The sequence below is a fragment of the Paenibacillus zeisoli genome (genome assembly GCF_003994465.1).
GTDB lineage: Bacteria > Bacillota > Bacilli > Paenibacillales > Paenibacillaceae > Fontibacillus > Fontibacillus zeisoli.
Genome location: NZ_RZNX01000003.1, coordinates 276413 through 289881, shown reverse-complemented (window position 1 = coordinate 289881; position 13469 = coordinate 276413). Strand labels below are relative to the sequence as shown.

General features: G+C 48.8%; 10 protein-coding genes. 5 read left to right on the top strand and 5 right to left on the bottom strand.

Features of this window, described 5'->3' with window-relative positions; all coding sequences use genetic code 11:
• Positions 1-16: 16 nt before the first annotated feature.
• Positions 17-1399: an esterase-like activity of phytase family protein gene (locus EJP77_RS10305; RefSeq protein ID WP_127199149.1), complete on the bottom strand. Its 1383-nt coding sequence runs from the start codon at positions 1397-1399 to the stop codon at positions 17-19.
• A gap of 261 nt (positions 1400-1660) precedes the next feature.
• Between EJP77_RS10305 and EJP77_RS10300 the strand changes: the two genes are divergently transcribed.
• From EJP77_RS10300 to EJP77_RS10290, 3 genes are all read left to right on the top strand, one after another.
• Positions 1661-2110, top strand: a complete 450-nt coding sequence (locus EJP77_RS10300; RefSeq protein WP_127199148.1) for a MarR family winged helix-turn-helix transcriptional regulator — start codon at positions 1661-1663, stop codon at positions 2108-2110.
• 59 nt (positions 2111-2169) lie between these two features.
• Positions 2170-3510, top strand: a complete 1341-nt coding sequence (locus EJP77_RS10295; RefSeq protein ID WP_127199147.1) for an NAD(P)-binding domain-containing protein — start codon at positions 2170-2172, stop codon at positions 3508-3510.
• 142 nt (positions 3511-3652) lie between these two features.
• Positions 3653-4054 (top strand): VOC family protein, encoded by a 402-nt coding sequence (locus tag EJP77_RS10290; RefSeq protein WP_127199146.1) that lies wholly within the window; start codon positions 3653-3655, stop codon positions 4052-4054.
• A gap of 95 nt (positions 4055-4149) precedes the next feature.
• On the opposite strand, the gene EJP77_RS10285 is transcribed toward EJP77_RS10290, so the two are convergent.
• Positions 4150-4404, bottom strand: a complete 255-nt coding sequence (locus EJP77_RS10285) for a cold-shock protein (RefSeq protein WP_127199145.1) — start codon at positions 4402-4404, stop codon at positions 4150-4152.
• Positions 4405-5100: 696 nt separating this feature from the next.
• Here EJP77_RS10285 and EJP77_RS10280 point away from each other — a divergent pair.
• The gene (locus EJP77_RS10280; RefSeq protein ID WP_127199144.1) at positions 5101-5697 is read left to right on the top strand and encodes a nitroreductase family protein; all 597 of its coding nucleotides are present in this window, start codon (positions 5101-5103) and stop codon (positions 5695-5697) included.
• Between the two features lie 182 nt (positions 5698-5879).
• Here EJP77_RS10280 and EJP77_RS10275 read toward each other — a convergent pair whose 3' ends face one another.
• From EJP77_RS10275 to EJP77_RS10265, 3 genes are all read right to left on the bottom strand, one after another.
• On the bottom strand, positions 5880-6683 hold the full coding sequence (locus tag EJP77_RS10275) for a hypothetical protein (RefSeq protein ID WP_246021857.1): 804 nt from the start codon (positions 6681-6683) through the stop codon (positions 5880-5882).
• 475 nt (positions 6684-7158) lie between these two features.
• Complete coding sequence (locus EJP77_RS10270) at positions 7159-8913, bottom strand: hypothetical protein (RefSeq protein WP_127199143.1); 1755 nt, start codon at positions 8911-8913, stop codon at positions 7159-7161.
• Between the two features lie 11 nt (positions 8914-8924).
• Complete coding sequence (locus tag EJP77_RS10265; RefSeq protein WP_127199142.1) at positions 8925-9881, bottom strand: hypothetical protein; 957 nt, start codon at positions 9879-9881, stop codon at positions 8925-8927.
• Between the two features lie 446 nt (positions 9882-10327).
• Here EJP77_RS10265 and EJP77_RS10260 point away from each other — a divergent pair, with 446 nt between their 5' ends.
• Positions 10328-12112, top strand: coding sequence for a vWA domain-containing protein (locus tag EJP77_RS10260; protein ID WP_127199141.1), 1785 nt, complete (start codon positions 10328-10330; stop codon positions 12110-12112).
• The last annotated feature ends 1357 nt before the right edge of the window (positions 12113-13469 follow it).

Here is a 13469-nt window from a genome sequence, read left to right as displayed (position 1 = left end):
GCCAGCCCCAAGGGTCTTACTTCAAAACATAAGGCAGTTCAAAGGTCCACAGGTCCGTCCCGTTCTCCTTGGAGTCCAGCCGGTCTACACCAAAATCATTGTCGTTGACGATGACCAGGGTATGACCGTTCACCAGAGAGATGCCTTCGACTTTCTCGTTCGGATACTTTAGCTCTACCACATCCAGAATTGTTCTCTTGCTAGGAGGGACAATGCCGGCCTTATCGAATTCTTCCGTGCTGAGCTGCTCCAGCGTCTTCCCGGCTTTGGCGGCATCGTCATACTTGCCGAGGATATTGGTCGCCTTGGACAGGTCGATCTGGTAAATTCGCTTGAGCTGGGCTTTGTCGCCCGCGTTCTTGTCACGCTCATCAATCAGCAGCGTGTTCTCATTAATGACGTTCAAATCGGAGATGACAATGTCCGACTGCTTCAAATCCTTGAACTGCTTGGCGTCTTCTGCCATGTAAGCATACTCGGCAACTGGCTGAAGTGTGGCCAGGTCAAGCTTGAGAATTCGAAGTGCGCGTGAATTGTCGACATTCTTGTCCGGATTTCGAAGCGGGCTCTGCATCGCCATGAATAACCATTTTCCATCCGGGGTAATGCCTACGGCTTCCGCTCCCCGGTTCTGACGGCGGGTGAGGTAAGCGGCTGGAAGCACATCCTTTAGCGGGAGTTCAGGCGTATTCAGCTCGGAGCTGATGCCCTTGGGAGCCAGACGCTGCAGCAGGGTGCCGTCTCTTTTGACCTGTACCAGATAAGGGCCGTACTCATCGGAGATCCAGAATGTATCATCCTTCGGATTGTAGGCGAGGCCTTCCACATCCAGTCCATACGGATCATAAGAAATGACATTTGCTGCGGCTTTGTCGTAAGGAACTTCATCCCGTGACTTAAGGTTCGGCAGCCCGGTAATGAGGTTCGAGCCGGTAACCGGATCTTTGCCGTTAATCTTCAGCGGGATGGTGTCCAGAACCTTGATCTGGCCTTGAACCAGCTGGATTTTGTAAATGGTAGGCGTATAGTTCGGCAGCGGGAAAGTGCGGCGTGTGGTGCCGTTCACATCAATTTCCCCATTAGGACCACGGTCTGCCGTCGTATAGAAAATATCGTCCGGATCACCCGGAATATGGGCAAGGGAGGAGCCAATCCCGAACTTGATTCCTGGGGCCAGATCCGGCTGGCTGAGCGTGTATTTGCCAGTAAGCTTGGGCTTAATGGTCAAGGTAACACTCGTGTGAGCGGCATTCCAATCTTCATATGTACTGATTGTTGTGTTCTGTCCATTTAGCATATACGAAAGTTCTGCAGCTTGGGCTGTGGAGGACAGTGCGGAGGCGCTTCCAACCGAGAGAGCGGCGATTGCGGTGATAAGCCATTTTTTTGACGAGGACATAAGTTAAGAAACCCCTTCCAGAATAAAATAATCGACCTCAGTCGATGGATTAGATCTATTCTAGTGTTGTTATATTCGCGGAATGTATGTAATTCGTCTAGCCGGTGTAAAAACGTAAAAAGAGCATAAAGAGAAGGGGCTCTTCATGCTCTTCGGGTTAGGAGGTCAGTGGGGTCTAGCCGTTATGCATGCGTACTCGCCTGTATTTACTTGCAAACTGCAAATAAATACGTTATAACTATATCCAAGAGGTGACATACTTTGGAGAACGCGCGCGAACTGTTTCAAATTATGACCCGTCGCTTCGGCTTGCTCAATAAGAATTGCTGCAGTGTAGGGGGTTGTGATATCTCCCCTGTTCAAAGCCATATTTTGTATGAGGTAGATCGTCAGCATCATCCTTCTATGCAGCAAGTGGCTGACATTCTGGGGGCGGATATTACGACATTTAGCCGCCAGGTTCAGTCTCTAGTTCGAATGAACTTGATTCAGAAAACAATGGATCCATCTGATCGTCGTGTATTTACCTTATCCCTAACAACTGAAGGGAAATATGTAGCAACCACTATTGATCAGCAAATGCAAGCATACTTGGATGAAGTCTTCTCTTATATGAGTGAAGAGGAACATCAAATGGTCCTCAAGTCCATTAGGCTGATGAATGAAGCGATGTCGAAGTCAGGTAACTGCTGCCGCCCCATCAAGGGGTGATAGCTTTTGTACAATAGTTGCAATATGCAAATAATTTAAAATTTTGGAGGGAATAAGATATGAACAATCAATTACCAGTAGCCATTGTGGGTGGTGGACCTGTAGCCCTAGCTGCTGCAGCACAGCTTGTACAAAGAAACTTGCCTTTTGTTTTATTTGAAAAGGGGCCAAACGTGGGAGCCTCCGTCTTAAGCTGGAAACATGTTCGCATGTTCTCCACCTGGGAGTTTAATATAGATCCGGCTGCCAAGGAACTGCTATTAGAAAGCGGCTGGATAGCCCCTAATCCGAACGATCTACCGACGGGGCATGATTTGGTGGAGCTCTATTTGAAACCCCTATCTCAATTAGGTTCCATTAAGCCAAATCTATTTTTGAACGCTGAAGTTACGGCTGTGTACCGGAAAGACATGGACAAAATGAAGACACTCGGCAGAGAAAAGGCTCCTTTTATCCTGGAGTATAATCAAGATGGAATGACTGGAAAAGTCGAAGCTTCAGCGGTCATTGATGCAACCGGCACCTGGTTATCTTCCAATCCCATGACGGCAAGCGGAAAGATTTCCAGTGGGGAACTTAAATATGGGGAACATATTCGTTATGGCATACCGGATATCTTGGATGCGGATTATAGGAAATATGCTGGCAAAAATGTGGCTGTCATCGGCAGCGGCCATTCTGCGATCCAATCACTTATTCTTCTTCACCAGTTGCAGCAGCATGAGGCACAAACCCAAATCCATTGGATCTTAAGAAAGCAGCAAGTGGATGAAGCCTTCGGGGGAGGCGAAAATGACGGTCTGCTGGCACGCGGCGAACTCGGATTGAAGGCCAATAGATTTGTTCATGAGGGTAAGGTGGAAGTTCATACCCCTTTTCTTGTTCAAGAAGTTAGACAAGATCATGGCACCCGGAAGCTTACTCTTATAGGGCAACAAAGCGGAGAGCAAGCTGAGATCCCTCACCTGGACGAAATTATTGTGGCTACCGGCTCGCGGCCTGACTTCTCCTTCCTAAGTGAGCTTAGATATACTACGGATTCGGCGATTGAATGTGTTCCTCAGTTAGCGAATCTCATTGACCCTAACATTCATAGCTGTGGGACGGTTCGGCCACATGGTGAAGCAGAATTACAGCAACCTGAAAAGAATCTGTACATCGTAGGAGCTAAAAGTTATGGGCGTGCTCCAACCTTTCTACTTGCCACAGGTTATGAACAGGTTAGAAGCGTTGTAGCTGCTCTTGCCGGAGACTTCGTGGCTGCCCGCGAGGTCAAGCTGAAGCTTCCTCAGACTGGGGTTTGTTCAGTCTCCAAGAAGCGTAGTATTTCCGTTCAAGCAGCAACAGGGTGCTGCGGTCCAACAGTTCCGGCTTCAGGATGCGGGCCAAAGAGCTGCTAAATCAATATGAAGGTAATACGTTGCTGGAGCAGATATGTATATAAGTTAAGGAAACCTAGAATGCATGACAGATATTCGCTTAAGCCGCCAGAAGTAGAGTATAGTAGGAGTAGTTGAGAATATATCCCAGGGAGCTGAAGCTATGTCACAGGAGATCTGGATTAATGTGCCGGTTAAAGATGTCGAGAGGTCAACTGCTTTTTTCAATGAGATTGGATTCCAGGCGGCGAGTGTGGGTAACGAGAGAGCCCGGCTTGTTATAGGCGGGACAACGATTATGCTGTTCCCGGATGCGACGTTTGAGAAGTTTACAGGTGCAAGAGCCGTGGATACTTCCCATAGTGCAGAGGTGATCTTTTCCATTGGGGCTGAGAGTAGAGAAGAAGTAGATGCCTTTATTCAAAAAGTAGAGTTAGCCGGAGGACACATCTTTGGCAAGCCGAGTGAAATTGACGGCTGGATGTACGGCGCAGGATTCGCCGACCTGGATGGTCACCGCTGGAACCTGCTGTACATGGATGAGAGCAAGATGCCGAAACGCTAATATGAAACGCCGGTTACCTGGTTAAGGTCACTGGCGTTTTTTTCACCCCTATAATCTCATATCTATAATTCAAATCCAAAGTGGTCCCGATTCCTTCAATCCTCTAAAACTTCCACATTCTTAGCGGTCATTCGTTGGGAATCAGCTATACTCGGGTATTCGAATAGGTCGAATGCAACTTTTTGGCCCTCTTTAAGAAATCGAAAGCCGTTCGGTAACCTAATAGGGTGAGGTAGTATTTCGCTAAAGTGAACAAAAACATGGTTACCGTCCTGCCCGTCTAGCATGATCCGTCCGTAACCTTGATCTTCTTTGAACCATTTGACAATACCCCATCTTCTTTCTGCCATTTAAGCACCTTCTCTCTCACTTTATTAAATAGATATAAATATAAATGGATCGTTATTACTTACTTATATTTAGAGGGATTAATCGAATTAATCTAACTACAAAGTAAATGACGGCTAAGAATAAGATGAATAATCTATCAAGATTCGGAAGAACCCTCTCGTATGCGACTTTGGTTTCCTCATTAAAAAAAGTGAATTTCTCATAGAATAGATGATATTGAATATAGTGTCCTCTGCCAGAACTATCTAGTACAGCGATATCCCTTAGTTGAAATGTAATCCAGCAAGAAAGGAGGTATAGGAGTAAAAGAATAAATATAGTCATAAATTGTTTCATGCTAACCTACCTTGGCTTGTCATATTTTGCGCGGGCATTCTTTTCATATTTGTTCCTCCTTTAGATTAGGATCCACTTATTTAAACAACTAGAAATCAATATAGTTTCTTGCAACAAGTTGAAAACTGGTTGATTCCTCATCGTCCTTAAATCCATAAGTCAGCTCATGGACCGTGATATTGACGCGTTACGGAACCAGGTGAAGAAGGGGATCAGGGGATCGGGAACGGCATGGGTTATGATGCATGAATCACATTCGTTTTTTTGCTACAATAGAGTTCGAGTGATTAATATCACACCATAGACTAAGACATAACGAGATCAAGGCAACTACATATCGGACATGGGAGGATTTAAGCATGAACGTATCTGAAGCAATTCGAAATAGAAGAAGTATCGGAAAGGTGAAGCCGAATGACATTCCGGTCGAGTCCATCGAGCGAATTCTGGAAGCAGGAACGTGGGCCCCGAACCATCGCCTGACAGAGCCATGGAAATTCTTCGTACTTAGAGGTGAGGGCCGTGGATTGCTTGGAAATGCTCTGGCCGAGATTGCACTGGAGAAATTCGAAGACTCAGATTCACCAGAATGCCTGAAGGCCTTGGAGTCATCCAGGAACCAGCCGCTTCGCGCGCCCGTCATCATTACTGTGGCAGTAACGCCAGTGGATAAGGCAGGAGTCATTGAACTGGAGGAGTACGGCGCCGTCTTCGCCGCCATTCAGAACATGCTGCTTGAGATACACAGTCTGGGTCTGGGAGCTGTGTGGAGAACCGGAGCCCCATGCTTTAGTCCGAAGATGAATGATCATTTCGGTCTTCGTCCGCAGGATAAGGTGCTCGGGTTCATCTACCTTGGAGAGCCTGATGTATCTGATCTTCAGGGCAAAAGGACTCCGTTCCAGGAGAAGACCGTGTGGGTTGATACTCCAGAGAAACTTAAGGTTCAGGAGTAGACAAGAGTACATTCAGAAAATTACCTGAAATTAGAAGGGGGTATCCCATAGGCCATGCACATGGCTACGGGATGCCCCCTTCAATTTTAATATGCACTTAATCGCGCCTGCATCTGGGCCTGATCAGCATTCATTGCTGTATGCCCGATATGTTCTGAATGGATCGCTACTCTGGCGATTCATTACCATGACTTAAGTTCTGTTCTCTTCCAAGAGTCCTTGGCGACACAAATATAAATATAATTGTCATCCCATACGATATCTCCAACATTACCTGGTGCATGCGCGGATTCCGGCGTGCTCGAGTTCCGGATACGAATGCGGTCACCGTTGACATCAAGCTTACTTTCCGGCTGCGTAGTTCCAATTCCAACATTGCCTTTTTGTCTGTTTATGGTCACAGCACTATCCATCGCTTTGCCCTGATCATCATAGCGAATAATATTGAAGTCCGCTCCGGCATTGCCGCCCTGTTCCCCGCTGCTTGCGCGAAGTGTCCACAGTGGTGTCGTTACGTTGTTCGTCTCGTTTTTGGCGAATTGGATATCTTTATCTTCTTTCGAGGCTATCCGAAGGATCCCGTCCATCACGTTAAAGTTGGAAGAGTGGGTCCGAATATCCGCCACGTCAGTATCATAAGGGATCTCAAATCGGGTGAACAACTCATCCTTATGCTCGCCTGTGGGCGACATCGTTGTTTCAATCGAAATGTGCTTGTGGTCGTGCTGCTCAGGGTTATTCGCCTTATCGTGAGAAATGATGGCCGTTTTATCAACGCCCTTCTCATCGGCCCAGGCAATCGCGGGTTTGGCTTGAGATGCGGTCCATTGCAACCGGATCATATCCGACAAATGCCCCTCGGAAGCGATCCATTTTTTATCCGTAGACAGTTGAATTCGTTCATTCTTTGGCAAAGTTAATCCGCTTCCGGGCAAGGTTGATCCCGCTGAAGAGGAACTTGATGAGGAGTTCTCTGTTTGTGCCAAATAATTGACATCCTCCCAGGATACTAAGGCTTGCCGCTAGAAGGCTCAGTAATGTCAACTTTAATAGCTTCATTTCACAATTCTCCTTTTTCAAACATTTTTAGACTTTACTATAGAAATGATTCTATTATTCTACATAAAAGGCAATAGGGAATTGGGATCAAGTATGTATTTATCCAAATTTTGTAAGCGTTAGCAGCGAGGATTTTCTTAGGGAATAAGCCTTATAATAAATCATTAAATGGATAGCTGGCGGGCAGCTGCTCGCTCATAATCAATGGAGGCCGGGAGCATGGAATGAACAAGACAAACAGCAAGCCTTGGGGGTTAACCCGGAGACTTGCTGTTTGTCTTGGTTTGTATTGTTAGACAGGGATTACAGGCTGTCTCCATTTCAGAGAAAGGCTTCTTGTGGGACAGCTCCGTTAGGCTTCGTTCCAGTCCGTTATTTTGCCTTCAAGCGGCAGAAATTCTACTACTCCACCAACCTCACTTCAAATACTGGCAGAGATAGGGCCGTCTGACCTAGGGTGACATCCTCATTCTGGCTTGCGAGAGTACCCGATACCGTCACTTGACCAGCCGATAGCAGGCTGTCCGACTTAAGCAGAACGTAGCTGTCGCCGAGCTGGGCCAGCGGCCCGCTGTCCGTAATGCTCACGATGCTGCAGGTGAACCGGACCTTCTCGCCTTGATGCTGGAGCAGCTCATCTACAGCAATATCCGCATATTCGGATTCCGACTTGATCTCCTGATATTCATAGCTGCTGCCCGTCCACACATATCGGGCATTCTGGTCAGTTCCGGGCCCTTCGGGGTTCTGGACTAGTAGATTCCCGTCCTTATCCACCTGATAGCCATCCGCCTCAAGTTCAAACAGCTTATTCAGGCTTCCCGCCTCTACCGCGTAAGCCGCATAGGTCGCTTTCCGGGTCTGGGAATCCCCTTCTACCAATACAACCGGCCTGCTGCTTGAACTGAGCTTCTTCTCCATGGAGATGCGTAGGATCTTGCGGCCCTGCGGGAAATCACCCGCAGATACCAGCTTGATCTGACCTGCAGCATCCATCCCCGCATAGTAGATCCGGCCGGTATCATCCGTTCCGGCTGCGTACAGTTGCGCCCCGTAACTGCTGCTTCCGCCAATCACATTGGCGTAATTCTTGCTGCTGTCTGCGGCCTGTAGCAGACGGATCGGATCGGCCTTGGTCCAGGCCAGCTTGGCATCGGCAACCTCCTTGGACGTATCCCGGTACCCCGCAACCGCTTCATACAGGGCAATGGCCTGCTGAAATTCCCCGCGGGCGATCATCAGCTTTGCTTTCTTCAGCAGTCTGCTGTACTGCGTAGAAATATAGCCCGTTAGCGGCGACTTCACTTTGGCGGACTGTACGAAGTTCACGAATTCGCGGCCGTGGGAGGCGAACGCCGTGTAATTCTCTGTCTTGAGGTCCGAACGCAGCACCTGATCGGCAAGGGACTCGGCTGTCTTTTTGATCCAGGGAGCCTCTACGCCCGCATCCTTATAGATATTCCTCATGATCAGAGCCTCGTTCAGCATGCTGGTGAACATGCCCCCGGCAGACAGCTGCGTCAGCTTACTGGTATCGTACTTCTTGAACGCGGCCGACAGGCTGGCCAGGCGTTTGGCCTCGCTCCCATAGTAAGCCTCAGGAATTTGCAGGAGCTTATTCCGGAAGGACTCGTCCTGATAGGTGCGCTTCTCCACGTTATTGTCCATCTGGGTGATGAAGCGCTGTTCGAACTGCTTGAATTTATCCAGAAAATGATCCGTTACCTTGTACCCCGACGAGATTTGCTTGTAATAACTGCTATATTGCCCGCCTGTCTTCATATACTTATTACGTAAGGTAGACAGGTCACTGTAGCCCTGAACGAGCTTCGTAAAATCCGCATCCGAGTCAGGACTAGCGGACTGGGCCGCTTCATCTAGTCCGGCGAGCCGGTTCTTGATCTCAGTAATGGGTTCAAGCTGCATTAAGCGGGCGTTGACCTCATCCTCTTTGTACTCAAGCCAGCGGTTATTCCGGGCTTTCTGGTACCACTCTTCCGCCTGAACAAGGTCTTTCTTCGTGTAAGCACGCTCTGCCTCGCTGATCCAGGCTATCTTCTGCTTAATGTAATAACCCTTTACTGCAAGTAATATGAGCAGGGCCGAGCAGAGCACGATGAACAGATTACGCAGGGTTAACTTATTTTTGATCGTCATTAGATATAGCCTCATCGCTGTTGTCCTGTTGATTGGGCAGATTGGTGAAAATCAGGGTCCCACTGATATTTCGCGTTATAAATCTCAGCCACTTCCGTGGCGAGATTGCTGAACTGTAGATGCGGATCATCAGCCGTAACGATCCGGAACAGGCGTAGGAAGCGGTCTTTCGGCAAAAAACGCGCGTATCTGCGAGTGAACTCCGGGTAAAGTGTGACGTATCTTTTCATCCGGACGATAGCGCCCACGATGGCCGCCAGAATCTCCCGTCCGTTCGCCATACTGAGGAACTCCGGTTCGTGGTCGAGGACGTACAGCAGGGTGCGCTCCTTGATCAGCTCGGGCTTAATTCTCGCAATCTCGCCGATATATTCAGCCAGCCCCTCATCAAAGTCGAAGAGCAGAAGAGACTCTAGCTGCAGATCCATGTCTCTGCGGAGCACAAAATTACGAAGCAGCGAAATTTGCTGCAGGCGATTCCGGTCACTGTTCACTAGAGTTCCGATTTCCCTCAGCATCTCGTAAGCGAGCCGTTCATCCTGCTGCCTTATGCCGATCGCGGCTTCGATATTCAGCCGCAGGCCGTCAATCAGCCGCTGCTGCTCCTTCTCGAACCACTTATGAAGCTGGCGCGGAGCTTCAGAGAGCGTCATCTGCCTCTGAACGAGCCAGAGCAGTAGGGTAAGCACGATTCCTGATCCGAGGCAGATCGCAATCTGCTCAAAAGTTGTGCTAAATAGAACCCCGGCAAGTGTTAGGAAGAGCGCGATCAGCCGCTCGGTCTGCATGGAGCGCTTGGTCAGCCGAAGGGCCATGGTGTCAACCGGTATGAAGGAGGATCGGCCGCAATTGAGGCATTCTTTTTCCCATAGGACCGTGAAATTGTGGCAGTTCTTGCACACCCTGAGCCGCTGGTAGGCATAACGTGTTCGCCTGAAGGGACGGATCTGTACAGGGACTTTCTTCATGATCGTTCCCGCCTGTCGTTGATGATGGACAGCACCTGGCGGTCAATTTCCTCCTTGGGAAAAGGATGCTTGCGGTGAGAATAATAGAGAATCGTGCGAATGAGTACAAAAAGAAACAAAATTCCAATACATCCGTATGCAATCATAATATGGATCCTTTCTATCCTGGATGTGATCTGTTTCCCGTCATTATAAAAGGGTTCTGGCGCTACTTCAAATAAGTAGAGTCATAAGGCTCAGCGCCGCGTAACTGTGACATCCTGGTTTGAACTTTAGGATGGTAAATTATATCATATAGTCATATATATGGTAGAACTAATAAGGAATATGTCTCATTATAGTAGGTTTCTGTCTTTTTAACGCTATCTTAATATCTTCTTAATAAAAACTTAAGACCTGTTCCATAGAGTAGAATTATTCCGATTTTCAAGTGAAGGGGTATCCTTATGCTTCCAAGACAAAAATTAACGCTAACGCTGCTGCTCGCGCTCTCCCTGCTGATTCCTCTGACAGGCAATCTCCAGGTCGCTGAAGCCGCTCAGCAGTCTTCACAAATCGACGCCGTTCTGGTCGTGGACGACAGCAACTCGATGAATAAGAGTGACCGTAACAAAATCAGCAATGAAGCGATGAAGATGTTCATCGATATGCTCTCTGCCAAGGGAGATAAAGTAGGGGTGGTCGCCTATACGGACCGCATCCAGCGGGAGAAGGCGCTGCTTGAAATTCAGTCCGCTTCGGACAAAGACGACTTGAAGCAGTTCATTGACGGGCTTGACCGGGGCTCTTACACGGACATTGCGGTTGGTGTCAAAGAAGCCGTTAAGGTGCTGCAAAATGGCGCCGATCCGTCCCACGAACCGATGATCGTTCTGCTGGCCGACGGAAATAACGATTTCAACAAGGCTTCCGGCAGAACCCAGCAGCAGTCCGATCAGGAGCTGAATCAGGCTCTTGCCGAGGCGAAGAAAGACGGGGTTCCCGTCTATACTATCGGTCTTAATGCAGATGGCAAGCTGAACAAGGCGGCTCTCGGGGAGATTGCCCAGAAGACCGGCGGGAAGTCTTTTGTTACCGATACGGCCGATGATCTGCCGCAGATTCTGAGTGAAATCTTCGCCAGTCACTTGAAGCTGAAGATCGTACCGATCCAGTCGATTACGGCGAATGGAAGCTATCAGGATGTAACGGTAAATGTTCCGAACGCGAGCGTGCTTGAAGCCAACATTTCGATTATGTCTGCGAAGCCTGTTGAGGCGAAGCTGTATGACCCGTCAGGGAAGGAAGTATCTATTCCATCGAGTGATGTACTGGTATCAAAGTCGAAAACATACTCACTGATCAAGCTGCTGAAGCCGGATCAAGGAGACTGGAAGCTGAAGGTCAAAGGGGTAGCCAAGGACAAGATCGATATCAACCTGGTGTTCAACTACGATATGGAGCTGGCCATGGATCAAATCCCCGCTAAGACATACAGCAAGGGCGATAAGATCGATATTAACTCGTACTTAATCAGCAACGGGAACAAGATTCAGAATACAAGTCTTTATCAAGATATGAATGCCGTGCTGGTTGCAAAGGACCTGGACACCGGCAAGACCACAGAGACGAAGCTCGGGAATACCGGGAATCATTTCAGCGGTACCTTTGAGATCCCAGACAAACATGCTTACGAGATCAAAGTGAGGGCGGAGGAGAAGAGCTTCTACCGCGAGACGACTCCTGTGAAGATCAGCGCCAAGCCGGGCGGGGCAAGCACGGGGGCAGGTACCGCAGCAAGTGCGAATGACCTAGACAAGAAACCTTTTCCAACGTTAGCCGTTATTCTGGGAGTAATCGGTCTTGCTGTGGTCCTGGCTGCGCTCTACTTCCTGCTTCGCATGTGGAAGAAAGCGAACCAAGGCTTTGTTGGCCAGATCGTCATTGAGATTCGGGACGAGAACACGGGCGAGAAGACGTATCCGCAGTATAAGAAGCTGGCAGCCTTCAAAGGTAAGTTCAATCTCCACCAGCTGCTGCAGCTGGCGCCCGAGCTCCGTGAGACGGAGAAGATCATCTTCACGCCCGGTGCGAACGACCGGATCGTGCTGAAGAATACCAGCCCGAGTACCATCGAGAAGTCGGGCCGTGCGATCGACGCTACCAAAGGCCTCGAACTCAAAGGCGGCGACCGCCTGACCATCCCGCTGATCGGGGTGGATAAGACGATCTTCCTCGAATACTTGGTGTGAAATTAGATCTGTTGAAGGGGCTGCAATGGAGCGCGCTGCGCGGCCGGATCATTCTTCCGATCGTTGTTGCCTCCCGATTTCTTGATTTTATTACCCGCAGGGGGTAGAAATCGGGAGACAAAGACGAACGCTCCGCTTCTACAGAACGATTCCGGCCTCTCCGCTGGGTTCGTGGGTGGTAGCTCCTTCAAAGGCCTAACTTAACAATTTTGTTGTTGGGCAGGGGGCGGTGCTGTAGGGAACGAGCCCTACAGCACGTAGTTAAGGGATCTACATAGAGCCCGCTGCGCGGCCGGATCATTCTTCCGATCGTTGTTGTCTCCCGATTTCTTGATTTTATTACCCGCAGGGGGTAGAAATCGGGAGACAAAGACGAACGCTGGCTCTTCTACAGAACGATTCCGGCCTCTCCGCTGGTGAGAGGTAGCAGCTCCTTCAAAGGCTCAATTTAACAATTTTGTTGTTGGGCAGGAGGCGGTGCTGTAGGNNNATCTACATAGAGCCCGCTGCGCGGCCGGATCATTCTTCCGATCGTTGTTGTCTCCCGATTTCTTGATTTTATTACCCGCAGGGGGTAGAAATCGGGAGACAAAGACGAACGCTGGCTCTTCTACAGAACGATTCCGGCCTCTCCGCTGGTGAGAGGTAGCAGCTCCTTCAAAGGCTCAATTTAACAATTTTGTTGTTGGGCAGGAGGCGGTGCTGTAGGGAACGAGCCCTACAGCACGTAGTAGAAAGGCGAAGGGCGGTAATACACTAAAGACTTTATTAGTCTATGGTGAAGCTCGGCTGCAGCAATTACTTCCTTTCGTACCTATAGCCTAGCTCCGGTCTATGATTAAGGTTCTGTGAGGAACGTTGGTAGCTTCCACTTTGTTGAGTCACTGTGAAGATTGATGGAAGAAAGCAGACGATCAGCTCCCTTTCAGGTTCGTTTGGTAGTCTTAGGGATAACCAAGCCCAAGGTGAAAGGAGAGTTAGCAGTAACGTCCTTGTAACCCGATTTTAAATAAGTCTGTCGCTATATGAATTTAAATATAGAAAGTTCTGTAACTGTATTGTTCTTCTCTCTGAGGTAGAAGCAATTCCTGTGGTCCGGGAAAAGGAAACAACGTTAAAATCGGGCCCTAAGTAATTTGCACAGCATGAACATAGATTGCACAAGCCCAGCGGAGCGGATGGAATCGTTCTGGAGAAGCGAAGCGGTCGCCTTTGTCAGTGGATTTCCACTTAGAAAGTGGACAATCAAAGAAATCCCCTGACAACAGCGATCGTAAGAATGATCCATCCGCGCAGCGGTCTTTACCGCACGTATGGCATTACGCAAGAAACCTTCAACGAAATGAGTGATGCTTTA